Genomic DNA, 26,629 nt, shown 5'->3' with positions numbered 1-26,629 from the left:
GTGTCGTAGCACGGGAATGACACTTAAATTACTGTTCTTATCAAAACTCGACATTTGGACTAAGAAAACATTTTGCAGCCTGCCGAAGCCTCCCGGAACAAAAAAAAGCCGCCAGATTAGCATTTTACACTAAAATGACGGCAGTTTTATAAGCTTTGTCCGGCTTAGAATTCTTGCTTAACTTTGTCTACATCTACACCGGCATCCTTTTCACGGATTTCTACACGGCGGATTTTTCCACTGATTGTCTTTGGAAGCTCATGCACAAACTCAATTATTCTAGGACACTTGAAAAGCGCAGTCTCGTGCTTTACAAAGTCAAAAAGTTCATGCTCAAGTTCTTCGGAAGCCTCGTATCCCGGAGAAAGAACGATTGTAGCCTTTACAGCTTGTCCTCTTTTTTCATCAGGAACGCCTGTAACCGCGCATTCCATTACAGCCGGATGCTGCTGAAGAACAGACTCAACTTCAAACGGACTGATTCTGAATCCGGAAGACTTGATGATGTCGTCTTTTCTTCCAACGAACCAAACGTAGCCGTCTTCATCCATATAAACTGTGTCTCCAGTATGGTAAACGCCTCCGTCAAAAGCATTAGCTGTAAGAGCAACATCGCGGTAGTATCCAGAAAGAAGCCCGAACGGATGTCCTTTATCCAAGTGGATTACAAGTTCGCCGACTTCACCTGCAGGAACAGGTTTTCCGCTGGCATTTACAACAGAAACGTCATAAACAGGAGACGGACGGCCCATTGAGCCAGGACGAACAACAGCGTCAAGAAAGTTTCCGCAGATAATTGTGGATTCAGTCTGACCGTAGCCTTCGTAGATTTTCTTTCCTGTCTGCTCAATAAACTTGTTGTAAACTTCGCCGTTAAGAGCTTCTCCCGCAGTCGCAAAACGCACTACACTGCTGATGTCGTACTTTGAAAGGTCCTGCCTGATGAGGTAGCGGTAAACAGTTGGAGGCGCGCAGAAAGTTGTAATTCCGTACTTTGCGATTTTCTGAAGCATCTTGTCCGGCTTAAAGCTGTGCATATCGTAAACAAAAACCGCGCTTCCGCAAATCCACTGTCCGTAGAGTTTTCCCCAGACAGCTTTTCCCCAGCCAGTTTCAGAAACAGCAAGATGAAGTCCATTGTCCTGAACTCCATGCCAGTATTTTGCAGTTATAAGATGCCCAATCGGATAAAGGTAATTGTGCAGAACCATCTTTGGATAGCCTGAAGTTCCTGACGTAAAGTAAAGAAGCATAGGGTCTTCGCTGTGAACTGCGGCATCTCCTACCGGGCGCGGAAATTCTGGGACGCACTTGTCAACTTCAGCATGGAAGTCAATCCAGCCTTCACGTGAAGGTCCTACAGTAACAAGTTTTTTTACAGTCGGGGAATTTGGAAGAGCTTTTTCAATTTCAGACTGAACCGCCGGATTGTCATAAGAAATAATCATCTTGATTTCCGCAGCGTTTGTGCGGTACTCGATGTCTTTTTGAAGCAGCTGGTCTGTAGCCGGAACTGCGATTGCCCCGATTCTATGAAGCGCCATCATTACCCACCACCATTCGTAGCGGCGGCGCAAAATCATCATAACGGCATCGCCTTTTTTTATTCCTTGAGAAGCAAGAAAATATGCAGTCCGCTTTGAATCAGCTGAAATCTGCTCGAATGTCCAAGTATGCTCTTCGCCGTCATCATCGCACCACACAAGAGCTCTTTTTCCCGGCTCTGTAACAGTGTAGCGGTCTACAATGTCATAGGCAAAATTGAAATTTTCCGGAGCCTTCAAGCGGCAATGCGCCTTCAAGTCATCGTAGGAAGCAAACTCTCTGTCTTCAACTAAAAAATCATGATAAAGTGCCATATATTCCTCTTAAAAACAGTGTGGTAAAAAGTTTTTATGACATTTTAATACAAAATGTCATTCATTTCAAGCGAAATACTTCCGCAGAAAATGAACTTCAAATCACTATAGTCTTAGACAGCCAAAGTTTCAGAAAGTTGCAAATATATAGAAAATTTTATATATTTACTGCATTATGTTTGACAAATTATTAACACTTATTTTCGGTTCGGCAAATGACCGCGCTGTAAAAGCACTGAAGCCTGTTGTTGCACAGATTGAAGCTAGAGAAAGCTGGGCACAGGCATTTTCTGACGAGCAGTTTCCTGAACAGACAAAAATTCTAAAAGAGCGTCTTGCAAAGGGCGAGACTCTCGATGATATTCTTGTGGATGCATTTGCATTGGCAAGAGAAGCGGCAAAAAGGGTTCTTGGAGAGCGCGCATATCCATGCCAGCTCATGGGTTCCCTTGTCCTTCATTCCGGCAGAATAACAGAAATGAAGACCGGCGAAGGAAAAACACTTATGTGCGTTTGCGCCGCCTACCTTAATTCTCTTAGCGGAAAAGGCGTTCACATTGTTACTGTAAACGATTACCTTGCAGAGCGCGACAGCCAGTGGATGGGACGCATCTACAGATTCCTTGGTCAAACTGTAGGCTGCATCTTAAGCAACATGGACAACGACGCAAGAAAAGCCGCTTACAACTGCGACCTGACTTACGGAACAAACAACGAGTTCGGATTTGACTACTTGCGTGACAATATGCAGATTGACGCTTCCCGCAAAGTTCAGCGCGGATTCAACTTCTGCATTGTGGACGAAATCGACTCTATTCTTATCGATGAAGCAAGAACTCCGCTTATCATTTCAGGACAAGGCGAAGACGACACTTTCAAATTCCATGAAGTTGACAAATACATTGGAATGTTCACGGAAGTCAAAAAAGATCCAAAGACAAACGACTATCCAGACGAAGTTGAAATGACTCCCGAACAGCGCGCGGCTCTCGAAGGCGACTACAAGTTGGATGAAAAAAGCAAGCGCGTTTCATTTACAGACAAGGGAATGAACAAAATAAACGACATACTTCTTTCCCACAATCTTATTGAGCCGGGAACAACTGTTTTTGACGAGCAAAATTTTGAATTTGTGCATTATTTTACACAGGCGCTGAGGGCTCATACACTTTATCATCCTGATGTTGATTATGTTGTAAAAGACGGACAAGTTCAGATTGTTGACGAATTTACAGGACGCATTCTTGAAGGAAGAAGATACGGAGACGGACTTCATCAGGCAATAGAAGCAAAGGAGCATTTAAAGATTGCCCAGCGAAACAGAACGCTTGCGACAATCACATTCCAGAATTTCTTCAGAATGTATGACAAGCTTTCTGGAATGACAGGAACCGCTGCAACAGAGGCTGTAGAATTCGACAAAATTTACAATCTAGATGTTGTCGTAATTCCAACAAACAAGCCTGTTGCCCGCATTGATGAAGACGATGAAGTTTACCTGAACGAAAGCGACAAATGGATTGCGATTTCAAAAGAAGTTGAAGAAGCGCACAAAAAGGGCCAGCCAGTTTTAATCGGAACAGTTTCCGTAGAAAAATCAGAGCATCTTTCGGCAATTCTTACAAGAAAAGGAATTCGCCATGAAGTTCTTAACGCAAAAAACCATGCACGTGAAGCTTTGATTATTGCTGAAGCCGGAGCAAAAGGAGCCGTAACTGTCGCAACAAACATGGCAGGACGCGGTACAGACATCAAGCTCGGCGGAAGTCCTGAAACTAGAGCAAGAAAAAAAGTCGGAACAGAAGCATCTCAGGAGCAGTTTGATGAAGCTCTTAAAATTGAAAAGGAACAGTGGAAAAAAGACTACGAGGAAGTAAAAAACCTTGGCGGACTTTACGTAATCGGCTCTGAACGCCATGAAAGCCGCCGTATTGACAATCAGCTTCGCGGACGCTCTGGACGACAGGGAGACCCTGGAAGAAGCAAATTCTACATTTCAATGGACGACGATCTTATGAGGCTGTTTGGCGGCGAAAAGATGAAAGCCATTATGAGCAGAATCGGAATGCAGCCTGGAGAACCAATAAATCACCCTATGCTTAACCGCTCAATTGAAAAAGCCCAGAAAAAAGTAGAAGAAAGAAACTTTGAAATAAGAAAAAATCTTCTTGACTATGATGACGTTTTGAATCAGCAGAGAAAATTTATTTATGACCAGCGTGATGAAATTCTTGTAGACGAAGACTTGAGCGGCAGAGTTATGAACAATGCAAAAGAAACTGTCTCTGAAATTTTCGAAGAGTTCAAGCATGAAAGGAATCCATCACAAAGCGCGCTTGCAGACAAAATATACAACACATTCGGTCAGCAGCTTTCTTATGATCAGCTTACAGAGGAAGGAGTTGATGCGGCTCTTCAGAATGACTTGACACAAAAGGAAATGCTTGCCGGAAAACAAAGCCTGAATATGTTTATCCGCTACCAGTACATTCAGATGATTGATAAAAAATGGCTTGATCAACTTGAATTCCTTGACGGACTAAGAGAAGCCGTTCACTTGCGTTCTTACGGAAGCAAAAATCCGCTCACAGAATATAAAATTGACGGATTCAATCAATTTGACGAAATGCTTGACAACATAAGAGATTCTGTAACAAGCAGAGTATTCAAGGTAAAAGTTCAAGTCGGCTCTCAGCCTCCACGCCAGCAGCCTCGCCAGATGAATGCACAGCATCAGGAAGCGCAGTCAATGGCAAGAAGCGCGCAACAGGCCGCTCAGAATTCAGCAATGAAAAGCGGAAGGCAAGGTCAAAGCGTAACAGTAACTAGATCTGTTCCAAAAGTAGGCAGAAACGATCCATGCCCATGCGGAAGCGGAAAAAAATACAAAAACTGCTGCGGAAGAAATTCCTAAGCAATAAATTCCATCTAAAAAAAAATGAAGGACTTGGTTCTGAAAAACAGTTCCAAGTCCTTTTTTGTTTGCTTTAGAATATAAAAATGACTAGAGTATATAACGCTCCAAATTCTGATTTTGGATTACACCATTCAGTTTTTCATCAACATACTTGCTGTCAATTGTTATAGTTTCACCTGCATGGCGGTCAGCATCAAAGCTTAATTCCTCAAGAACAGTTTCCATTATAGTATGAAGTCTGCGCGCGCCTATATTTTCACTGTGAGAATTTACATCTTCCGCAATAAAACTCATGCGGTCAATAGCTTCGTCCGCAAACTTGAGTGTTACGCCTTCAGTGGCAAGAAGAGCTTCATACTGCTTCACAAGAGCGTTTTTTGGCTCGGTAAGTATGCGCTTGAAATCTTCTTTTTTGAGCGGCTCCAATTCCACGCGAAGAGGAAATCTACCTTGGAGTTCCGGGATAAGATCGCTAGGGGCAGATACACTGAAAGCTCCAGCTCCGATAAACAAAATATGAGTTGTATTTACCACGCCCCATTTTGTATTCACATCGCTTCCTTCAACAATAGGAAGAATGTCCCGCTGAACTCCTTCCCTACTGACTGCCTGACGGTCGCCTTCACCACCGTGAGTTGCAATCTTGTCAATTTCATCTATAAAAATAATTCCGCTTTGCTCTACTCTTTTTTTCGCCTCATCAGCAGCCTTGTCACTGTCTGTATTTCGCTCAAGAGTATCCGCCATAAGAATTTGGCGTGCTTCGCGAACAGTTACACTGCGTCTTTTTGATCTTCCGCCTGAAAGAAGCTCCTGAAGTCCGTTTATGCTTTCTTCAAGGTCTTCAGGATTGCTTGCTCCCATCATGTTCATGCTAAATGAAGGCTGACGGTGAACTGTTATTTCCACAATGCGGTCTTCGAGCTTACCCTCACGGAGCATTGTCCTGAATTTTTCACGTGTAGAAGCCATATCCTCGTGAGTTGAAGTATCTTCTTCAATTTCTTCTTGCAGCTCTTCTTGAACAGGATTTTCTTTTGGAATATCAACTTGAATCAAGCTTCCCTGAATCGGACTTGACTCACCAAATATATTTCCAAGCACATGGACATCTCTTTTTGGAGAGGAATCCTTGCGTTTTTTCTTGCCAGAACTTCCAGGCAAAAGCAAATCAAGCAGCTGGTCTTCCACCATAGGAATGCATTTTTCACGCAATTTCTCCTGCATTTCAGCCTTTACCATGTTATAGCCAACTGCCATAAGATCGCGGACCATACTTTCAACATCGCGGCCAACATAGCCAACTTCCGTATATTTTGTGGCTTCCACTTTCAAGAATGGCGCTCCGCAAAGTTTTGCAAGGCGGCGAGCAATTTCAGTTTTTCCAACTCCAGTTGGTCCCATCATCAAAATATTCTTTGGCGCAACTTCGTCCCGGATTTCTTCTGGAAGTTTTATTCTACGCTGGCGGTTTCGCAAAGCAACTGCAACAAAACGCTTTGCCTTTTGCTGGCCGATTATATAATTGTCAAGTTTTTCAACAATCTGCGCTGGAGTAAGTCCGTCTGGAATTCCTTTTGAATTCGACTGCGCCTTGATTTCTTCAGTCATATTAAAGCTCCTCAACTACTACGTTGCTGTTAGTATAAATGCAAATTTGTCCTGCTATTGCAAGCGATTTCTGGGCTATTTCTTTTGCTGAAAACTGGGAAGATTCCATATAAGCCATTGCCGCTGCGTATGCATAATTTCCTCCAGAACCAATCGCAAGAATATCGTTTTCAGGCTCAATGACGTCTCCGCTTCCTGAAATCAAAAGAATTTTATTTGAATCAGCTACAAGCAAAAGCGCCTCAAGCTTGCTCATTGAACGTTCTGTGCGCCACAACTTAGCAAGCTCAACAGCGGCACGAGTAAGGTCTCCGTTAAATGTCTTGAGTTTTTCTTCAAATTTATCAAAAAGAGTAAAGGCATCTGCGGTTGCTCCGGCAAATCCTGTAAGAACTTTGCCATCATAAATGCGGCGCACTTTTTTAGCATTGCCTTTCATCACTGTGTTTCCCATAGTAACCTGACCGTCTCCAGCCATAGCAACTTTTCCATTTCTCCTTACAGCAATTACAGTTGTGCTGCGGATTTTATTTTCATTTCCCATAATTTTTATTCTCCTATGCAGACAATTTCTATTTCAGTCTTTTTTTCCTGAATGCGGAAACGCCTGGCTGTATACTTTTTTTAAACGTTCCAAAGTTACATGAGTATAACGCTGAGTCGTGCTTATGCTGGAATGTCCAAGAAGTTCCTGAACAACTCTTATGTCCGCGCCAGAATTAAGCATTCCTGTAGCAAAAGTATGCCTAAAAGCATGAGGCGAAACATGGCTGCCGGTCCCTTCAATTCCTGTATAGCGGCTCACAATATACCAAATTCCATGGGCTGAAAGCGCAGTTCCTTTCTGGCTTAAAAAAATTCTGCTTACTTCACAAGCACAACCTTTTTCAGCCTGCGGAAATCTTGCCTTCCGTTCCTTCAAATAAAGCATAAGGGCGTTTCTTGCGTCCTGCTCAAAATAAATGCGGCGGTCTTTTTTTCCTTTTCCAGTAACAATCGCGCTTTTAAAATCACTTGTAAAATCCTGAAATTTCAAGGAAGCAAGCTCGCTCACACGGCATCCAGAAGAATACATCATTTCAAAAATCGCCTTGTCCCTTGATGCCCACAAAAGTTCTTTTTTTTCAGGCTGACGGCAAACATTGTCAATTTCAGTCTGAGACATAAAGCGCGGAAGTGTTTTAGGCTGGCGAAGACACTTTAGCTCATAAGAAACGTTTTTAGAAATATAACCAAATTTCTTTAAATATGCAAATAATCCTCTGACTGCGGAAATAACTCTATTTACAGAAGCCACTGAATATTTTTTACGGCTCAATTCTCCAACAAAAAGCCGCAAATCTTCCAGTGTAAGTTCTTCTGGCAATTTATCATTTCCAAAAAATTCGCAAAAATGAGCCAAATCCTGCCGGTAAGACAAAACTGTATTTTCAGACAGTCCGCGCACACTTCCAAGGTAAACCAAAAATTCTTCGGAACATTCAAAGAGAGTTTCAGGCATTTTGGGATTCTTTTGACTCTTTATCAGCCTTATTTGCCTTTGCAAATTCTCCTGCAGCTTCAGCAGCAACTGCTTCATCCGCTGAATGGAGATAGTCGCAGTCAGGATTTATACAGCTTTTATATGAGCCGTTTTTCTTGTCATATTTTTCAACAAGAAACCATCCGCACTTAGGGCAATAAACGTCAATCGGCTTAAAATGCGAAATAAATGTGCATTCTGGATAATTTGTGCATCCATAGAATTCTTTTCCGCGTCCTTTTGTTTTTCTTGCAACGATATGTCCATCGCAGCCTTTTCGCGGACATTTTGCAAGCGGAACACTTTTTGTATTGTGGCACTCAGGAAATCCAGAACAGGCAAGAAAATACCCGAAGCGGCCAAGTTTTTTCACCATTGGTTTTCCACACTTTTCACAGATTTCGTCAGTAGGCTCATCAAGTGTTCCTTTTAAACTTTCCTGATTTTCCATGACTTCTTCAACACGATTTTTAAACGGTCCAAAGAAATCCGCAATCATATTGTTCCAGACAAGCTCATTCTGCTCCACCTTGTCAAGATCATTTTCAACTTCCGAAGTAAACTGCTCATTTATAACATCGGGAAATGATTCCACAAGAATTTTACAGATAATTTTTCCGAGCATCGTAGGAACAAGCTGCTTATTATTCCGTGTAACATAATAGCGGTCAAGCAAAACTGAAATTATAGGCGCGTAAGTTGACGGGCGGCCAATTCCTTTTTCCTCCAAAGTTTTTACCATTGAAGCGTCGGTGTAACGGGCCGGGCCTTGAGTAAAATGCTGTTCAGGGTAAAATTTTCCGCTTGAAAGAATTTCGCCAATCTTGAGAGATGGAAGGCTTCCGGTTACATCTTCTTTAGAAGAAAGTGTCTTTATAACATTATAAAAGCCTTTGTGGCTTAGCTTGCTTGCACTCACACGGAACAAAGCGTCTCCAGCCTGAATATCAACGCTGGTTGTCTTTGACTTTGCATTGTTCATCTGGCTCGAAACAAAACGTTCCCAAATAATTGAATACAAGCGAAGTTCTTCACGAGTTAAATATTCCTTTACGCTGTCTGGAGTATACTTTACATAAGTCGGACGAATTGCTTCGTGGGCATCCTGCGCGCTTTTTCCAACCGCATACTCAATTTTTTCAGCAGGAAGATCCTCCGGAAAATTTTTTCCAATCCAGTCTCTTACATCATTTATAGCAGTCTGGCTTATGCGGACAGAATCGGTACGCATATAGGTAATAAGTCCAACGCGCGTGTTTCCAATCTGCACGCCTTCATAAAGACGCTGGGCAATCTGCATTGTTTTTCTTGAAGTAAAACTGAGCCTGTTTGCCGCTGCCTGCTGAAGTTTTGAAGTCGTAAAAGGCGGCTTTGGACGAACAGTTTTTTCAGTTTCCTTTATATCTAAAACTTTGCATTCGCTGTTTTGAATTTCTTTTATAATATCATTAACAGCATTTTCATTTTTCAGTTCAGGCTTTGTTCCTTTGTATTGGACAAGCTGAGCCGTAAATTTATTCTTTCCCTTTGCAAAATCCGCATCAAGAGACCAATATTCTTCAGGAATAAAATCTTCAACTTCCTTTTCACGCTCGCAAATAAGACGCAACGCAACAGACTGAACACGACCAGCGCTAAGTCCATTTTTTACTTTTTTCCAAAGAAGCGGACTCAAATTATAGCCAACAAGCCTGTCAAGAACACGGCGGGCTTTCTGCGCATTTACCTTTGCCTCGTCTATTTCACGTGGATTTTTTACAGATTCTTTTATTGCAACCGGAGTGATTTCATTAAAAACAATGCGATGTATAGGAGCTTCTGTTTTTTCCTTGAGCGCATTATTCAAATGCCAAGCAATTGCTTCACCTTCGCGGTCATTATCCGATGCAAGCAAAACGCCAGAAGAATTTTTTGCATCTTTTTGCAGTTCCTTTAAAAGCTTTGCACGCCCGCGGACAGTTATATATTCCGGCTGAAAATTATTATTTACATCGATTGCGATGCGGCTTTTGGGCAAATCAATAAGATGTCCCATAGAAGCCTTTACCGTGTAGCCAGTTCCAAGATAATGCTCAATTGTCTTTGCTTTCGCAGGAGACTCAACAATAATCAGAGTGTTCTTTTTAGTCTCTTTTTTCGATGTTTTTTTAGCAGTTTTTTCAGCCATAATCCACCTGTCAGCACGAATCAAAAAATTCAAGCTGTCCTTTATTTTTACAGACTTTAAATCCCGGAGCATTTTTTCTTACCGCGACAAAATCCGCATAGTTTTCTATAACCGGAGCTCCTTCCTCAATAAACTTTTCAGAAGCACGGACATTTTTCTTTCCGCCACGCCCATTTTTTTCAGCTTCACTGCAAAATCCAGCCGAATGAAAAACAACATCACGGTTGTAATCAAGGGCGAAATCAGCAGTAATAAGAGCACCGCTTCCAGCAGGAGCATGAACAACGACAGTGCATGAAGACAATGCCGCCACAAGCCTGTTCCGCTGAACAAATCTCCAAGGCTCAGCAGGAATGCCGGGAACATATTCACTTGCAATAAATCCACCGTCTTTTACAATCTGCTGGGCAAGACTTCTGTTTCCATACGGAACAACTGTATCTATTCCGCACGGAAGAATCGCCGCAGTTGACTGTAAAATTCCAGAGGCAAGAGCACCTTTATGAGCAAAACTGTCAATTCCATTCGCGAGTCCTGAAATGACAGTCTGAGCGGAAAAAGCAGCCTCCTTTGCAAAGCCAAAAGCCGCACGCGCAGTCTTTTCACAAACACGTCTTGTTCCCACAACAGAAACACAAGGCTTTTTCAAGGCTTCTAAAGTTCCACGGTAAAAAAATGCATAAGGAGGATCTGGAATAGTCCTAAGCATAGCAGGAAATTCCGCTTCATAATAAAAAACGGAATTTATCCCTTTTGATTCTGCAAGCCTAAAACTTTTTTCAGCGAAAGCCCTGCAAACATTTCCATTCCAAACCGCCCTTCCCAAACTTCTGCCTATAATAGTAGAAAGCTCTTCTATAGACAGTAACGCAAGATTATCCATGCTGTCAATATTTTTCTTTAAAAGAATTTTTTCTTTGGCAGAAAGGAATGTTATTGATGAAATTGCAATGTCTAAAATATCCACAAGAAAAAGATATAAAAAACTGTTATAAAATGCAAATTTTATTTATACTGAAGTTCAAGGCATTTCTTTTTGTTTTCCTGGGCAGCCTGAACTTTTTCAGCATTGGGCTTTAGCTCAATAATCTTGTCGTAAAGTTCAATTGCCTTGTCAAACTGATATGTTAAATAATACGCGCCTGCAAGAGCAAACATTGCATTTGTGTCTCTAGTTTGAACAGAAAGGAATTTTTCAAGATAAGGAACCGCCTTGTCGCCCTGACCGAATTCAAAAACATAAAGAATTCCAAGTCCGTACAAAACACGGTAATAATTAGGATCAATTTTTAATGCCTGAAGATACGAATTTTCCGCAAGCCGAAGATAATTCATTTTTTTTATCGCTTCATCTGAGGAAGTTCCTTTCGCATCAAAATCAAGGCTCGCATTAGCCATGTGTCCTGCGCAGCTTCCTACGTAATAATAAAGATTTGCGTTGTCCGGATAATAAGACAAAGCCTTTTGAAAACATTCCAAAGCTTTTCCGTACATTTGTTGGTCAATATAACGAGTTCCAAGAATTTTATACCAAATTCCAATCTGACCTTCTGTTAAAGCTAAATCCATTGCGCGGGCATCGTATTTTTTTATAGCTTCCTCAAGTTCTTCTTTTGTCGTAGGATTTGAAACACCTTCCTCAATTCGCTGCATTCGCTTTACAGAATTATAAGAAGGAGAACAAGAAATCGCCGCAAAAGCAATAAAAAGCGCAAACGAAATTTTAATAATTTTTTTCATAAAAATCCTCCGTTGTTTTATTCAGTTTTATGGCCTGGAAAAAAATCCCTGTGGCTTTCTTCAAGTCTTGAATCGTCTATGTGCGTATAAATTTGCGTCGTAGACAAATCAGAGTGTCCCAAAAGTTCCTGCACTGATCTTAAGTCCGCTCCGCCTGAAAGCAAATGAGTTGCAAAGGAATGGCGCAAAGTGTGGACTTTCGCTTCAATTCCAGTTTTTTTCCCCATTTTCTTGAAATTCTTCCAAATTCCTTTTCTTGAAATAGGATTCCCTTTAGAATTTACAAAAACTTCGGGAATAATTCTACTTCCCACGAATCCGGGACGAATTTCAAAAATCCATTTTTTAAGCCAAAACGCCGCATCCTCACCAAACGGAACAAGACGCTCTTTGCTGCCTTTTCCGCAGACAAGAATCAGTTTTTCATCAAAATGAACATTCGAAATTAAAAGTGAACAAGCCTCGCTAATCCGAAGTCCGCAGCTGTAAATCACTTCATACAACGCGCGGTCTCTTATTCCAAGCGGCTTTTTCACATCAATTGAAGATAAAAGACTGTCAACCTGTTTAACTTCCAAAACTTTTGGCAAGGCTCTCGAAACTTTCGGTTTTCCAATTTCATGCGCAAAATTTTCAATCCATATTTTTTTTCGGACTAAAAACGAACCAAAAATTCTAAGCGCAGACAAATCTTTTGCAAGCGTAATTTCTTTTCTTCCGGAAGTTTTTCTAAAAGCCGCATAATAAAGCAAAGTTTGAACTGTAACATTTTCTAGCGGCGTTTCGTTTTTTTCCAGATAGTCAAGAAATTCCTGAACGCAAATTAAATAAGTTTCCGCCGTCAGTTTTCCGTGATTTTCCACAAAAAGAAGCTCACTGTAAAATTCCTGAAGCAGAGATTTTTTTTCCATAAATTAAAGCTGCGTCAAATCTATGGAGCGCGAAAGTCCGTTCAGGCGTTTTCTATAAATTGCCGGCTGATTTATGTCGTTCGGATCAATTTTTATTCCCGCAGGAAGCTTGTGCCCTGAAAACGGCCTTTTTTCTTCTGTAGAATTTTTTTCTTCAGGCTGATTTTCTACAAGCGAAACAGTTTCCCGCTCACCAAGAGATTCCGCTGGAGCAAATGAAGTTTCATCATTTTCTTTTGAAACAGAATTTTCAACTGAAGAATTCTTAAAATCTATGGAACTAAAATGTTCTGAAGTTTTTGCAGGCTTTGATTCTGATTCAGTTTTTCCGCCCAAAGCACGGATAAATTCGCCATAGTCAGCAACAGAATCATCTTTTTCATCTTCTTCCAAAGGAACTGAAGTTGCAAAGTCATCATTGCCGCTAAAATCGGTTGCAATTACAGTAACGGAAACTTCGTCGTCTTCCATTGCAGAATTCTCTGAAAGCCCAAAGATTATTTCCGCCTCTTTGCTTGCTGAATGCTTGATTAAATTAACAATATCCTGGGTTTCTTCCAAATCCAAATTTCCATTGCTTGTTATATTAATGAGAATTTTTCTTGCGCCGTCAATCTGGCGGTTTTCAAGAAGCGGATTTGCAATTGCACCTTCAACAGCTTCGTTGACTCTATTTTCGCCTTTGCCTTTTCCAACGCCAAGAATCGAGTCGCCTGAACCGTACATTATTTTTCTTACATCAGCAAAATCAAGGTTTATATCGCCAGGCTGAGTGATAAGTTCTGTAATTCCCTTTACTCCAGCGCACAAAAGTCCGTCTGCAAATTTAAACTGCTCTCTAAAAGTCATGCGGTGGTCTACATTTTCAACAGCCTTAAAAATCAAATCATTAGGAAGAACAATCAAACTGTCTACATTCTGCCTGAGTTTTTCAAGTCCTTCCATAGCGTTATCCATGCGGACTTTTCCTTCAAATTCAAAAGGAGTTGTAACAACGGCAATCGTAAGAATTCCAGCGTTATGTGAAAGTTCTGCAACAACAGGCGCAGAACCAGTTCCAGTTCCTCCGCCCATTCCTGCAGTTATAATAACCATGTTTGCGCCTGAAATAATTCTTGAAATACGTTCGGCATCTTCTTTTGCGGCATTTTCGCCAACAGCAGGATTTCCGCCCGCGCCAAGTCCGCCTGTAATTTTCTGTCCGATTGGAACTCTTAGCTGCGCAGTTGATTTATGCAAAGCCTGTTTGTCTGTATTTAAAACAATAAACTGAACACCAGAAACTCCGTCTTCAATCATGCGCTGAACCGCACTGGAGCCACCACCGCCACAGCCAATAATTTTTATAACAGTGGGATTTATGTCACCAAGCTCATCATCAAAATTTAACGGCTCGTCATTTGCAACATTTGAAGGCGGCTGCAAAACTGAACCATTCAGCGGCACATTCATTTTTTGAGAAGACGTATCTTCAACATTTGTAAATTCCATATTTTCCTCCCGACCCGCGCATTCTGTTTCTTAATCCCCATTAAAAGCAGAGCGCATCCAAAAATATTTAGTTTATCAGTTTATCTTTTTTAGCAAGTTTTTAAACCAGCTAGGCTTGGAATCCTGCTTTTGTTTTTTTGAAACTTTATGGGAAACTGCCGCAGAAGAATCATCGTTTTTATTCGCAAGAACAAGTCCCACAGCAGTCGCAAAATCTGCGTTTCTATAAGAATCATCAGCACCGCCAAAATCCGCGCAGCAACCGATTCTAACAGCAGTTGTCTTCCAAACTTCCTGTGCAAGAGTCTCGATGCCAGGCATAAGAGCGCCGCCGCCAGTAAGAACAATCGTTCCCCTAAGCTCCGTAAGTCCAGAATGTCTGACAACTTCTTTTTTTGCAGAAACAAGTATTTCTTCAACCCGAGCCGTTATAATTTCACTTAAGGCAGCTTTATTCGTAAGTTCAGGAGGAAGTCCTCCAACCCCGGGAATTATAACTTCCTCATTTTCTTCGCCTTCATTAAGCCAGCAAGTGCCGTACTTTATTTTCAATTCTTCAGCTACAGAAAAAGGAACGCCCATTACTTCTGAAATATCGTTTGTAACACGGTTTCCGCCTGCAGGAATTGAAGTTGTAAAAACCGGAGCGTCTTTGTTAAGAACAATTACATCGGTAGAGCCGCCACCCAAATCAATTAAAATAGAGCCAAGATCGCGCTCGTCTTCCCTTAAAGTTGCATAGGCAGCCGCCAAAGTTTTAAGTGTAATTCTTCTAAGCTGATATTCAGCGCGCATTATGCATTCGTTTATATTTGCATAGGCCGAAGTTGAAACTTTTAAAAGCAAAGTTTTTACTTCAAGCCGCACGCCTTTTATTCCGATTGGATTCGCATATTCTCTTCCGTCAACAAGATATTCCTGCGGAAGAATGTGAAGAAGAATTTCATTCAGCGGAATTGAAACAGCCTGGGCGCAATCCAACGCACGTTTTTTTGCTTCCATCTTGATTTCAACTTCACGGTTTCCGCCTTTAGGATCTGCACCAACAACGCCAGTAGAAGGAAGACTTGTAACCTGTGAACCGCCAATTGAAGTATATACTTCAACAACTGTTGTTCCCGCACTGATTTCGGCAGCTTCAATTGTTTCTTTTATTACATTTTTTGTTGCATCAATATTGACGATTATTCCGTTTCTAACTCCCTGAGACGGCTTTTTTGAAATTCCTATTATTTCAATTTCGTCATTTGCATTTATTTCTGCAATAACTGTCCTGATCCAGCAAGTGCCAATATCAAGACCAACAATCGTCCGAGCCAAAATATTCCTCACTCAACGGCATCTGTATGAAAGCGAATCGTATCGCAAATCAACTTCCACAACATCCGGTTCTATAGAATTTACAACGTCAAGAACAACCATCATGTACTTCAGCGCATCTTCAGTCAAAGAGCGGTCGGTAAGAACTCTGACTTTTGCCTGCGTAGGATACAAAACAAGTTCGTAGTTTCCATACTCTTTAGGCACAACCTGAATTTCTGAAATCGCGGCAAAATATTTCTGAGGCAAATTTCTAATCGCTGAAATTTGCTCCATAAGCACACGGTACTTTGCCGGAAGCCTCATCCCTTCCTGAAGATTTTCAATAGGAAGTCCTGAAATAAGAGGAACAGAACTGTCCTGCAAAATGGAATCTGACTGTATGCTGAATAGTACACAATTTTCGTCGATTTGAACAGACTTTGACACGCCATTTACAGAAAGAATAGTTTTTGCAACAGGAACTCTTTCCTTCACAGAAATAAAAATTTTATCTGGAAAACGTTTGTCAACAGAAACTCTTTCAATATAAGAAACATTGCTCAAAATCGAAGCCGCGCGGTCTGTATCAAATCCTGTCCAAGATGAATTTGAAATAGGCGCAAGGCGTTCCGCAATGTCTTTCCGCGCAAAAGAATCCAAGCCTGAATAAATTATAGCTGGACGTCCAAAACACGGAAGCACAAGAGCGTAGATAATTCCTTCAACAAAAAGAAAAAATCCAAGCACAAAAACAACAATTTTGAGAACAATATATTTTTTTTCACTTGTCTTCTGGTCCGCCTTTTCAGAAGTTTTTACAGATTCAAAGGAACCAAAAAATTCATCAAAATCAGAAATCGCCGCGTCACTCATATTCAACTACAACTCCCCCAATTGTTTCAATATTATCAAATTTATTTTTCAAAGTTTGCCCTGATTCTTTATCGGCATCGCAGTGGGAAGCGTTTATAACAAATCCACACATGCAAAGTGTTATTATAAGAGACGAACCTCCCGAAGAAAAAAACGGCAAAGGAATTCCTGTTGTAGGTGAAGCTCCGCAGACAACAGCGCAGTTAAAAACCGACTGGCAAAAAATGCAAAGCGTGCATCCGAATGAGCCGTAAGCCGCAAACCGATCCGGACAGCTAAGAGCGATTTTAAATCCGCGGCAAGCAAAAACTATAAGCAAAATAAAATAAGACGTTACGCCAAAAAGTCCCATCATTGTAGCCCAGCCTGAAAAAATATAGTCAGTCTGAATTTCAGGAATTGCAGAAATTTTTTCAAGCCCGTCTCCAATTCCAGTTCCCCAAATTCCACCTGCGCCAATTGCTCTTTCAGATGCTGAAGTTTGGTAACCAGCTGTTAACCTGAATTTTTCAGGAAAAAGATACGCAAGAATTCTCATCAAGCGATATTCTTCCATGGAAATCAAAATAACAGCGGCAGGAATCGCAAGAATAGAAAACGGAACAAGCCATTTCAAAGATGCGCCGGACAAAATAAACATTGCCACACCAAGGGCAAAAACAAAAATTCCTGTGGACAAATTTCTCTGGCAAAAAATCACAATAACGAAAAGCAAAAGCGCCGCAACTGGATAAATAAATTCCTTGGAGCTTTCTTCATATTCAGAAGAATGCGCGTCAAACATGTGTGCCAAATACATTACAATTGCAAACTTCACAAGCTCCGACGGCTGAAAAGAAAATAAATGCGGAATCACAATCCATCTTGAAGCTCCTTTTCTTTCGCTTCCAATTCCAGGAAGAAACGCAAGAATGCAAAGAACAAAAGCAATCACGGCAAACATAAAAACAAATTTCCGAATTTTCTTTACTGGAACAACTGCAAAAAAAATCAGTCCGGCAAATCCGACTACAGAAGAAACAATTTGCCTGTTTAAAAAATAATTTTTATTTCCGAAGAACCGCTCTCCAACTCCAGGAGAACAAACATAAAGCGTAAAAATTCCAAGTCCCCACAAAAGCAAAGTGCAGACAATAAAAACTGAATCGCTTTTTCTATAGTTTGAAACAGGACGGTCAGGAAAAAATCTGTATTCTCCCATAATCACTCATCTCCGCCAAGCAAAATTTTTGAAATCCGCTCAAGCCCCATTCCTCTTGAACCTTTTATGAACACAATTGAATTTAAAATTCCGTGCAAAACTTTTTTTATTTCCAAAGCAGCCTTTTCCATTGAACCTTGAGAATTTCCTGCAATGAAAATAATATTTTTTTCAGAAGAATTTTTTGCCTTTTCAAAAGCGGATTTCATTTCTGTTCCAATAAAAATCACAAGGTCGGCGTCAGAGTTTGCAGCAAGAAGCCCAGTTTTTTCATGCGCAGATTTTGAATCAGAGCCAAGCTCAAGCATATCGCCAAGAACAAAAATTTTTTTTGCATCCGCATCTTTTTTTACAGAGCCGACAAATTCAATTGCTTTTTCCATTGAATCAGGATTCGCATTGTAGCAGTCCTGCATAATAAAAAAATTTTTTCCATCAAGAATTTCAGAGCGTCCAGACAACGGCTTTAAACTAGAAATTCCATCTGAAATTTGCCGGGAAGAAAGTCCAAGCACTTGCGCAAGAGCAATCGCGCCTAGCGCATTTTTATAGTTGTATTTTCCAGGAAGCGGCAAAACAGTTTCAATTCCGTCTATGCTGAATTTTGTTCCTTTCAATCCCAAGTCGCAAATATATTTTACAGAATCTGAATCTGTGTCATTTCCGTAGAATACAACTTTTCCATCAATTTCGTTTTTTAGGAAATCTGAAAAATCATCGTCAGATGGAATTACGCCAGTTCCAAATCCGCCAAAATAACTAAAAATTTTTGACTTCTCCTTTGCAATATTTTCACGGCTTCCAAGAATTCCAATATGCGCCGTACCAATATTTGTTACAATAGCAAAACGCGGCTTCAGCACGGAAGCAATTTCTCCGATTTCATTTTCGCGGTTCATTCCCATTTCAAAAACACCACACTCATGCTCAGCTCTTATATTGAACACAGAAAGCGGAAGTCCTGTCTCGCTGTTTAAATTTCCTTTATTGGAAACAACATTGTATTTTTGCGAAAGTATTGAAACTAGAATTTCTTTTGTTGTCGTTTTTCCGCTTGAACCTGTAACACCAATTTTTATAAGATGCGGAAATTTTTCCACGTAACGAGCAGCAGCTTTCTGCAAAGCTTCAAGAGTATTTTCTACAGCGATAAAAATTACAGAAGGATTTTTTTCATGAAGCTCAACAAAATAATTTCCGTTGTCTTCAAAATTTTTCATGCGGATAAAAACTGCGCTTGCACCTTTTTCAATTGCCTGAGGAATATAAGAATGTCCGTCCTGCTTTTCGCCAATAAGCGGAACAAAAAGAGTATTTTCTTCAACCAAACGGCTGTCTGTCTGAACGGATTTTATGCAAAGCGGAGCGTTTCCAAGAACATGCACGCCATTAACGGCTTCAAGTATTTCTTCCAGCGACAAAAGCGAATCATTTTCGTTCATTTTTTCTCATCTCCACACGCACAATTTCTTCGGTTTCAGCCTTTCTCATGCCCAAATCATTTTCGGCGATAGTTTCAATTCTATCTGAACTTGAAAGAACGCTTATATCCGTTATAAGTTTTTTATTTTCCTCTATGAGTTTTTCTTGTTTTTTTTCAAGCTCAGAAACTTCTTTTTTAAGCTCGCGGTATTTGCTTGACTGAATTCCATTTAAAATTAAAAGTCCAGGAATTCCCAAAGCGAATATAACAAGGCAAAAATTTTTCAGCAAACTTTTTATCTTCATTACAAAGCCTCCACTCCATAAAGCCGAAACTTGTCCGCATCCCGGAGTTTTCTAACAACACGAAGTTTTGCGCTTCTGGAAGGAGAATTTGTTTTGATTTCTTCTTCGGAAGGCTCGACTGGTTTTCTTGTCAAAATTTCCGCGCATGGAGTTCCGCCGCAAACGCATTCAGGAAATTCAGGAGGACAAACACATTGCTTTCCAAGATTGCGAAAATAATTTTTTACAATTCTGTCTTCAAGCGAATGAAATGTTATAACACCCATTTTTCCGCCCGGAACAAGAACATTAAACGCAGCATGGATTGCTTGCGGCAGCCTTTTAAGCTCGCTGTTAACAAGAATTCTCAAAGCCTGAAAAGTTCTTGTCGCAGGATGAATATTTCCGTATTTATATTTTGAAGGAACGGCATTGAAAATTATGTCCGCAAGAGCTTTTGTTGAAACAATCTTCTGAGATTTTCTTGCAGAAACAATCGCATTTGCAATTCGCCTTGAATATTTTTCATCTGAATAAAGATAAATCATATTCGCAAGCTCATCTTCCGGCATTTCGTTAACAATGTCGGCGGCGCTTTCTTTTGTATTCGGATTCAACCTCATGTCAAGCTTTTCATCATGGCGAAATGAGAATCCTCTGCCGCTTTTTTCATAATGAAAAACACTGATTCCCAAATCGAACAAAATCAAGTCTGGCTTTCTTTCTTCAGGGTAATTGCAGTAAAAATCGTTGAACCAGCCGTTATAAAACCTCATCCGCTCCCCGAATTCTGAAAGACGTTCTTTCGCCCTTGCCTGAATAACGCTGTCGGCATCAAGTCCAAGAATTTTTAAAGATGGAAAATTTTTTAGAAAATTAAACGAATGTCCGCCTTCCCCCAAAGTAGAATCAATCATAAAGGCGTCCTTTTCAAACGGTTCGCCTACCGGAGAAAGGAATTTGAGACATTCATTTAGCAATACAGGAGTATGAACAATTTCCACTTTTTTTCCAGCCTAATTTTTTGAGCGGCAAAACTCACATCAAAATATCACCCATAGTTTCCGCAGCTTCAAGGAAGGAATCTTCAGTTTTTTCAAGATAAGCCTTGTACTTTTCAGAATCCCAAAGCTCCATATACTTGTTGATTCCAAGAATTGTACATTCACCTTTTAGTTCCGCGTAATCTCTAAGCGTCTGGGGAATAGAAAGACGGCCGGATTTATCAAAATCCAATTTTTGTGCAGGCGCAATAAAACGTCGCATAACAAGGCGTTTCTGATCATTAAACAAAGACGCCGAGTCCACGATTTTTTTATTAAGAGAAGTCCATTCATCAATGGAGAAAATCATAAGACAGCGGTCGAGCCCCTGAGTTACAACAAGACTTTCCTGCTGCAAAACAGAACGCAACTTCGCCGGAAACTGAATTCTTCCTTTGTCATCCAGCGTGTTGTTGTACTCGCCAAAAAGCATTTCCATGCCACTATCCACCACTTTACCCCACTATTTCCCACTTATTAAACATTTTATCAGAAAAAAACGTAATGTCAATGCAAAAACTCTCCGATAGTCTGATTTTTACAGTTGAAAATTCAACTAAACTTTAAAACTGTATAGTTGAGAATCTTTTTCATATCTGATAAAAATCCGCAGACTGAAATAAAATGATAAACACACTGAACGAAACAAGCCTTCACAAGTCACTAAAAGCACTTTACAGAATTCAGTGCAACGGAAAATCAGAAGTAAAAATCGGCGCATATATTGCGGATATTCTTTGTCCTGACGGCGGAATCATAGAAATTCAGACCGGAACTCTTGGAAAACTGCTCAAAAAAACAGAATTCTTTTTATCCGAAAAACGAAAAATAAAAATTGTATATCCGCTTGCAACTGTAAAATATATAGAAACCAAAGACGCCTCAACAGGAAAAATTACAAGAAGAAAAAGCCCTTTAAAAAAAAACATATATTCAGTTTTTAAGGAAATAACATCTCTTGTTCCCGTTTTGCTAAAGAAAAATTTCACGCTGGAAATAATCGAAGCTGAAATAACAGAAGAGCGCGTAAAAACAGAAGAGCCGGTCCAGTCAAAAAACAAAAGGCGAAGATTCAAAAAAAACTGGCAAAAAATAGGAAAGCGCCTTGAGCAAACAGGAAAAATTTTTACACTTCACGGAAAATCTTCTTACAAAAAACTGATTCCAAAAAATCTTCCAGGCACATTTACTTCAAAAGATTTTTTTGAACATTTAAAGAAAAACACTCCTCTTATAAAAAGAAGCGATGCAAACCTTATGCTTTGGGTTCTTTCAAAGATAGAAATTATAAACATAGTTGAAAAAAAGGGAAACGCAAAAATTTATTCTATGCAGACAAAGTGCTGTGAAAATGCGTTATAGCTCCAGCAAGAGCGTCTGCTGCGTGGTCAGGCGAAGGCGGATTTTTTAAATTCAATAGAAGTTGAACATACCGAGCAACCGTATCTTTATCCGCACTTTTTGTTCCTGTTACCGCGCATTTTATCTGATTCGGCGCGTACATAAAAATTGGAATTGCCTGCTGAACAAGACACAAACTAACAACGCCTTTCGCCTCTGCCACTGCAAGCGCGCTAGTTGTATTGCGTGCAAAAAACAAAGTTTCCATTTCAGCTTCTGTAGGTCGAAATTCATTTAAAATCGCCAGAAGTTTATTGTAAATGTAAAGCAAGCGTACTTCATGCGAATCAGTACTTGAAGTTTCTATAACTCCATAACTCACAAGAGAAATTTTAGAATTTTCACAGTCAATTATTCCGAACCCAGTGTGAGCAAGCCCGGGATCTATGCCTATAATCCGGCGTTTTTTCATCTATTCTGAAAAAAAACAAGGCACTTGGACGAAACAAAAATTCCGCGCCAAATGCCTGCACAAAAACTAAAAAGTCAAAACTTAAGCTTCTGGATCGAAGTCTTCTGGATATTCAACAGTTGAATAAACATTCTGAACATCATCATTTTCTTCAAGTTTGTCCAAGAGCTTCTGAACTTTCTTTGCAGTTTCCGCATCAACCGCTGTATAGTTAAACGGAACCATAGAAACAGCAGCAGAAAGTGTTTCCCATTCTTTAGTCTGAAGAGCTTCAAGAACTGCGTCAAATGAAGCAGGATCTGTTGTTACTGTGATAACTCCATCTTCGTTTACAACATCTTCTGCGCCAGCTTCAACAGCAACGCTCATAACATCGTCTTCACTTACTTTTTCAGCATCATATTCGATAACGCCTTTGCGTTCAAACATACGGCTTGTAGAACCTGTTGTTCCAAGGTTTCCACCGTTTTTGTTGAAAATATTGCGAACATCAGCAGCAGCACGGTTCTTATTGTCTGTAAGAACATCTACAAGAACTGCAACTCCGCCTGGAGCATATCCTTCATAAACAAGTTCTTCATAAGAAACTGCGCCAAGTTCACCAGTTCCTTTCTTTATAGCGCGCTCAATATTGTCTTTTGGCATAGAAGCAGCTTTTGCCTTGAGCATGGCAGTTCTAAGGCGAGGGTTAGAATCAGGATCTCCTCCACCCATTTTTGCTGCGATAGAAATTTCCTTTATGAATTTTGTGAAAAGCGCTCCACGTTTTGCATCAGCAATACCCTTTGCGTGTTTAATGGTTGACCATTTACTGTGTCCTGACATACGGAACTCCTATAAATAATAACGAATAAGTATAATATACTACCATAAAACAAATAAATACGTCAATAACGAAACTTTTTACTGACTGCATAACGTATTTTTGATATGTTCTGGAAGCGGAATTTCAAAAGTCTGCACTTTACCATCAATAGGCAAAGAAAGTCTTACAGCCGCAAGATGAAGCTTTTTAATTCCGATTTTTCTTGCAAGCTTATTCTTTTTAAAATCTCCATGCTTATCATCGCCTGCAATTGGACAAAAAGCCTTCGCAAGTTGAATTCTTATCTGATGCATACGACCAGTTCCCAAAGTAAGCTTTAAAAAACTAAGCTCCATTTTTTCATCCGTCTCTGGAATTTTTACATCCCAAACTGATTCAACTTTAAAAAAAGTTTTTGCAGCCTGAGTTCTTCCATGCGCTTCAACAGTTCCTTCTAAAACACCAGAGTAACATTTTTTTCCATTAACAAAAGGAATTCCAAAGCAAACCGCAGTGTATTCTTTTTTTACTTTTCCGCCAGAAATCAAGTTCGTCCACTTTGCAGCAGCCAGCGCATTTTTTGCAACAACAAGAATGCCGGAAGTTTCTTTGTCCAAACGGTGAACAAGAAAAATTTTATATCCAAGCTGAAGAGAAAGCTCAGCATCAAGCGGATGAGCAATGCCAGCTCCTCCCTGAACCGAAACGCCAGCTTCCTTATTCACAAGAAGAATTTCTTCATTTTCAAAAATTATAGAAAAAGTTTTCATTTGCCGAAAATAAAAATACAAAGAGTTTCAAATATCAAGAACATTTGAAACAAACCCAACATTTAGAGTTCAATATTAATTGAGGTTTATAAAAATGACAAGCATTGCAAAAAAAACTTCCACTCTTGCATTTTTCTTTTTTATTTCAATAGAAATTTTTGCGCACAGAGTTTCATTTGAAGGATTTTCCAATTCAGTTTTTATCGATTTGCCGGAAGAATTTGTGCTCGTCCAATCTCAAGGAGAAGATTCATTTCTTCTGCAAAGTAAAATTGCTCCTGTAAATTCAATAGTTAAAATTTACAAGAAAGAAAAATTCACTTCCGCTAAAGAAGCATTGGAAAACACAACCCAAAAACTCAATCTTAAAACTTTTGAAACAAAAACTGCGCAATGGAGAAATAATGAAGCCTGCATTGCAGCATTCAAAGGAAAAATTTCTGGAGCAGAATCACAAGGGTACGCGGCCGCCTCTTCAATTCCAGAAAACAAAAGCATTGCAGTCATAATTTCCTGGTGTGGCGCAGAATATTTTAACAATGCAAGTTTTCTTATTGAAAGTTTTATTGATTCTCTTTGTGTTGATTCAGAAAGCTGTTTTTCACCGGGACTTTTCACATCTCTATATCATCCTGCTTCCGGCAAAGAGCAAATAATAAAACTTCTTATAGACAAAAAAGAAGTTTCCAGTCAAATTGATTCGCTTGACTGCAAAAATTCAGAATACCTTATTGAGCGCGAATACAAAGTGCTTCAAATGTACATAAACAGTCCGCTTTGGAAAGAAGCATGGCAACGCTACTACAGAATGATTTTCAAAGATTCATGCAAGCGGCTTCAAAAAGTTTCCTTTGACATTTACGGAACTCTTGCGCCAGAATGCAAGGACGAAACTGATTTTGCACAGAAACTTTTATCATGGACTCAAGGATTCAAATACGAAAGGGAAAAAACTGCAAGCGACTTTGCATCCCTTCCATCTATAATTTCCGGCGGCGGAAGCGACTGCGACTCAAGATCTATGTTAATTGCCGTAATTCTTCAAAGCATGAACATAGATTCAATAATTTTTGTAAGCAGCGAATTTCATCATGCGGTTGCAGGACTTGTTTCGCCCCACCCAGGATTTGGCTTTACAGTTGAAGGTAAAACTTATCTTACAGGAGAAACAACAGTTCCTGGGTTAACTTGGGGAATTATTGACAAGAACCAAAGCGATTTTTCGAAATGGATTCCCGTACTGCTTCCATGAACATTTAAGCGCAAGGAAGCAATGCGGTTTTATTTTATAAGAAGATTATAAGCATCCATAGGAGATTCTGAATTAAGAAGAGCTTCTCTTAAAGATGCATCTTTTAGTTTCGCGCTAAAAAATGAAAGTGTCTTTAAATAATAGCTGTGCTGATTATACGCCGCTGCAATCATAAAAAGAATTCTTACAGGAATCTCGTCAACAGGCTGAAAACCAATTATGTCGCATTTTGAAATTCCTACAGACATAACAAGGTCAGTAACACTTGAAAGCCGCACATGAGGAATTGCAAGTCCTCTGCCAATAGAAGTTGACATAAGTTCTTCGCGCTTTAAAATTTCAGCCTCAAGTTCCTTTGCATCCTTTACCTGAGGAGCTGTACCAAGATTCTGCGCAAGGCGGACAAGTGAATCATGCTTTGTCTGATGATTCATAAAAACAATCCGCTCTGGAGAAAGTATATTTTTCACCTGAACAATAATTTCAGAGTCATTTGATTTTCCACTAGAAGAAAGCCGTTCGTTTACCCATTTTTCAATTTCGGATTTTTTAAATCTCCATACAGTTCCAATTTTTCCGCTTGGAATTTCGCCTTTCTGAGCCCAGTCATATACAGTACGCTCGCTTACACGAAGATATTTTGCAACTTCTTCAATTGTAAGAATATCATCTTCCATAGATTATGGCCTCTTATTTTTATTAAATTTCAACAATTGTATACATTGCGTCATTTTGCAATCTTTACGCTTTTTTGTCAATATTCGCAAGAAACAAAACAACAATGTAAAAATTTAGGCTTTATTTTCTTTCCATGGAAAAAAGAAACCTTTTAATGTTCTTGGTCCCAAAAGTTTCTTATCTTTAGCAAGCAAATCGTTCCAAGGCACATTCTTGCGTTCCTTTGCAGAAAGTCCCGGATTCACTTCAATCCAGTCATATTTATAAAGAAGAAGCCTGAGCGCATTTGTATTGGTAATTACAATTCCAGTCATCCCCGGATAAAGTCCAAAAGTAAAAACCGTAAGCAAAAGATTCAGAAAGTTAACAAAAGAAAGTACAAACGTAAATCCAATATTGTCAAAGAAAATTATGTACGATTTTTTGAGGCATTTTTTAAAACCATTGTTCATAAGGCTTCTTACGGGCAAAAACCACTGGAGCGCAAAAAAAGTTGTAACTAAAAACCAAAATATCAAAACCATAAAAACAAACCAAACATAGCTTCCACTTGATTTCCACATTTTAAAATAAAACGGCAAGCTCACAGCCGCAATGCAAATTAATGCGCCGGAAAACAGTCCAAACAATGCGCCGCTTTTAAATGAAGCCAAAAACTCCTTGAAAAATTCACTGTATCGTGGAGCATCAAAATTTGCAATTTTCGCAGCATTTTTTCCGGCGGCAAATCCAACAGAACAAATTAAAATGCAGCCAATCATAACTGAAGCAAAAATCAAAGCCGCCCTAATTTCACCAGAAAAAGGCGAGCTATAGGCAAACATAAAAATCAGATAGGAAACAAAGAGCGCAACCAGTGAAAAAAAGTTGCAGACAACAACATAAAAAAGATTGTCCCAGACATCGCATAAATTTTTTTTAAAGAAAAATCCAAACATGAAAAAAATAGTAATATAATTGCTGACAA

At 39.8% G+C, this 26,629-nt stretch carries 24 protein-coding genes; 3 read left to right on the top strand and 21 right to left on the bottom strand.

The features are described from left to right. Positions 1 to 164 precede the first annotated feature (164 nt). Positions 165 to 1,859, bottom strand: coding sequence for an AMP-binding protein (locus B4C08_RS00820; RefSeq protein WP_296662154.1), 1,695 nt, complete (start codon positions 1,857 to 1,859; stop codon positions 165 to 167). Between the two features lie 175 nt (positions 1,860 to 2,034). Between B4C08_RS00820 and secA the strand changes: the two genes are divergently transcribed. Then, on the top strand, positions 2,035 to 4,773 hold the full coding sequence (gene secA / locus B4C08_RS00815; RefSeq protein ID WP_296662153.1) for a preprotein translocase subunit SecA: 2,739 nt from the start codon (positions 2,035 to 2,037) through the stop codon (positions 4,771 to 4,773). A gap of 90 nt (positions 4,774 to 4,863) precedes the next feature. Here secA and hslU read toward each other — a convergent pair whose 3' ends face one another. From hslU to mraZ, 15 genes are all read right to left on the bottom strand, one after another. Next, entirely contained in the window at positions 4,864 to 6,387 is a 1,524-nt protein-coding gene (gene hslU, locus B4C08_RS00810; protein WP_296662152.1) for an ATP-dependent protease ATPase subunit HslU, read from the bottom strand. A gap of 1 nt (position 6,388) precedes the next feature. Further along, complete coding sequence (gene hslV, locus B4C08_RS00805) at positions 6,389 to 6,931, bottom strand: ATP-dependent protease subunit HslV (RefSeq protein ID WP_295797227.1); 543 nt, start codon at positions 6,929 to 6,931, stop codon at positions 6,389 to 6,391. A 33-nt stretch (positions 6,932 to 6,964) separates the two neighbouring features. Next, positions 6,965 to 7,888 (bottom strand): tyrosine-type recombinase/integrase, encoded by a 924-nt coding sequence (locus B4C08_RS00800; RefSeq protein ID WP_296662151.1) that lies wholly within the window; start codon positions 7,886 to 7,888, stop codon positions 6,965 to 6,967. Next, on the bottom strand, positions 7,881 to 10,076 hold the full coding sequence (gene topA, locus B4C08_RS00795; protein ID WP_296662155.1) for a type I DNA topoisomerase: 2,196 nt from the start codon (positions 10,074 to 10,076) through the stop codon (positions 7,881 to 7,883). Before topA ends, B4C08_RS00800 begins: the two co-directional genes overlap by 8 nt. Positions 10,077 to 10,086: 10 nt before the next feature. Continuing rightward, entirely contained in the window at positions 10,087 to 11,043 is a 957-nt protein-coding gene (locus B4C08_RS00790; RefSeq protein WP_296662150.1) for a DNA-processing protein DprA, read from the bottom strand. 38 nt (positions 11,044 to 11,081) lie between these two features. Continuing rightward, positions 11,082 to 11,816 (bottom strand): tetratricopeptide repeat protein, encoded by a 735-nt coding sequence (locus B4C08_RS00785; protein ID WP_296662149.1) that lies wholly within the window; start codon positions 11,814 to 11,816, stop codon positions 11,082 to 11,084. A 17-nt stretch (positions 11,817 to 11,833) separates the two neighbouring features. Further along, complete coding sequence (locus B4C08_RS00780; RefSeq protein ID WP_296662148.1) at positions 11,834 to 12,727, bottom strand: tyrosine recombinase; 894 nt, start codon at positions 12,725 to 12,727, stop codon at positions 11,834 to 11,836. Positions 12,728 to 12,730: 3 nt separating this feature from the next. After that, positions 12,731 to 14,218 carry a cell division protein FtsZ gene (ftsZ, locus tag B4C08_RS00775; RefSeq protein ID WP_296091649.1) on the bottom strand — a complete coding sequence of 496 codons (1,488 nt, stop codon included), beginning with the start codon at positions 14,216 to 14,218 and terminating at the stop codon, positions 12,731 to 12,733. Positions 14,219 to 14,293: 75 nt separating this feature from the next. Continuing rightward, positions 14,294 to 15,538 carry a cell division protein FtsA gene (ftsA, locus tag B4C08_RS00770; RefSeq protein ID WP_296662147.1) on the bottom strand — a complete coding sequence of 415 codons (1,245 nt, stop codon included), beginning with the start codon at positions 15,536 to 15,538 and terminating at the stop codon, positions 14,294 to 14,296. A gap of 12 nt (positions 15,539 to 15,550) precedes the next feature. Then, on the bottom strand, positions 15,551 to 16,393 hold the full coding sequence (locus B4C08_RS00765; RefSeq protein WP_296662146.1) for a cell division protein FtsQ/DivIB: 843 nt from the start codon (positions 16,391 to 16,393) through the stop codon (positions 15,551 to 15,553). After that, positions 16,386 to 17,594: an FtsW/RodA/SpoVE family cell cycle protein gene (locus B4C08_RS00760; protein WP_296091645.1), complete on the bottom strand. Its 1,209-nt coding sequence runs from the start codon at positions 17,592 to 17,594 to the stop codon at positions 16,386 to 16,388. Before B4C08_RS00760 ends, B4C08_RS00765 begins: the two co-directional genes overlap by 8 nt. 2 nt (positions 17,595 to 17,596) lie before the next feature. Next, the gene (locus tag B4C08_RS00755; protein WP_296662145.1) at positions 17,597 to 19,036 is read right to left on the bottom strand and encodes a UDP-N-acetylmuramoyl-tripeptide--D-alanyl-D-alanine ligase; all 1,440 of its coding nucleotides are present in this window, start codon (positions 19,034 to 19,036) and stop codon (positions 17,597 to 17,599) included. Further along, positions 19,023 to 19,322: a cell division protein FtsL gene (gene ftsL, locus B4C08_RS00750; RefSeq protein ID WP_295797196.1), complete on the bottom strand. Its 300-nt coding sequence runs from the start codon at positions 19,320 to 19,322 to the stop codon at positions 19,023 to 19,025. Before ftsL ends, B4C08_RS00755 begins: the two co-directional genes overlap by 14 nt. Then, a complete protein-coding gene (rsmH, locus tag B4C08_RS00745; protein WP_296662144.1) occupies positions 19,322 to 20,305 on the bottom strand; it encodes a 16S rRNA (cytosine(1402)-N(4))-methyltransferase RsmH in 984 nt (327 codons plus the stop codon). The genes ftsL and rsmH overlap by 1 nt, the downstream gene beginning before the upstream one ends. A 34-nt stretch (positions 20,306 to 20,339) precedes the next feature. Next, on the bottom strand, positions 20,340 to 20,783 hold the full coding sequence (mraZ, locus tag B4C08_RS00740) for a division/cell wall cluster transcriptional repressor MraZ (protein ID WP_296662143.1): 444 nt from the start codon (positions 20,781 to 20,783) through the stop codon (positions 20,340 to 20,342). A gap of 185 nt (positions 20,784 to 20,968) precedes the next feature. Here mraZ and B4C08_RS00735 point away from each other — a divergent pair, with 185 nt between their 5' ends. Then, positions 20,969 to 21,706 carry a hypothetical protein gene (locus B4C08_RS00735; protein ID WP_296662142.1) on the top strand — a complete coding sequence of 246 codons (738 nt, stop codon included), beginning with the start codon at positions 20,969 to 20,971 and terminating at the stop codon, positions 21,704 to 21,706. On the opposite strand, the gene ruvC is transcribed toward B4C08_RS00735, so the two are convergent. From ruvC to B4C08_RS00720, 3 genes are all read right to left on the bottom strand, one after another. Beyond that, positions 21,672 to 22,157 (bottom strand): crossover junction endodeoxyribonuclease RuvC, encoded by a 486-nt coding sequence (ruvC, locus tag B4C08_RS00730; protein WP_295798868.1) that lies wholly within the window; start codon positions 22,155 to 22,157, stop codon positions 21,672 to 21,674. The two genes, B4C08_RS00735 and ruvC, sit on opposite strands and share 35 nt — an antisense overlap. Before the next feature lie 81 nt (positions 22,158 to 22,238). Next, the gene (locus tag B4C08_RS00725) at positions 22,239 to 22,982 is read right to left on the bottom strand and encodes a YebC/PmpR family DNA-binding transcriptional regulator (RefSeq protein WP_296662141.1); all 744 of its coding nucleotides are present in this window, start codon (positions 22,980 to 22,982) and stop codon (positions 22,239 to 22,241) included. A gap of 78 nt (positions 22,983 to 23,060) precedes the next feature. Continuing rightward, entirely contained in the window at positions 23,061 to 23,732 is a 672-nt protein-coding gene (locus B4C08_RS00720; RefSeq protein WP_296662140.1) for an RluA family pseudouridine synthase, read from the bottom strand. Between the two features lie 94 nt (positions 23,733 to 23,826). On the opposite strand from B4C08_RS00720, the gene B4C08_RS00715 reads away from it, so the two are divergent. After that, positions 23,827 to 24,984 (top strand): hypothetical protein, encoded by a 1,158-nt coding sequence (locus B4C08_RS00715; RefSeq protein WP_296662139.1) that lies wholly within the window; start codon positions 23,827 to 23,829, stop codon positions 24,982 to 24,984. 29 nt (positions 24,985 to 25,013) lie between these two features. Here the strand turns inward: B4C08_RS00715 and B4C08_RS00710 are convergent, their stop codons facing one another. Together B4C08_RS00710 and B4C08_RS00705 are read right to left on the bottom strand one after the other, a co-directional pair. Further along, complete coding sequence (locus B4C08_RS00710) at positions 25,014 to 25,661, bottom strand: PTS sugar transporter subunit IIA (RefSeq protein ID WP_296662138.1); 648 nt, start codon at positions 25,659 to 25,661, stop codon at positions 25,014 to 25,016. A 114-nt stretch (positions 25,662 to 25,775) separates the two neighbouring features. Then, positions 25,776 to 26,600 (bottom strand): hypothetical protein, encoded by an 825-nt coding sequence (locus tag B4C08_RS00705; RefSeq protein ID WP_296662137.1) that lies wholly within the window; start codon positions 26,598 to 26,600, stop codon positions 25,776 to 25,778. Positions 26,601 to 26,629: the final 29 nt, after the last annotated feature.

It is taken from the genome of Treponema sp. UBA753 (assembly GCF_002297325.1).
Taxonomy (GTDB): Bacteria; Spirochaetota; Spirochaetia; order Treponematales; family Treponemataceae; genus Treponema_D.
This window is presented reverse-complemented; position numbering and strand designations above follow the sequence as displayed.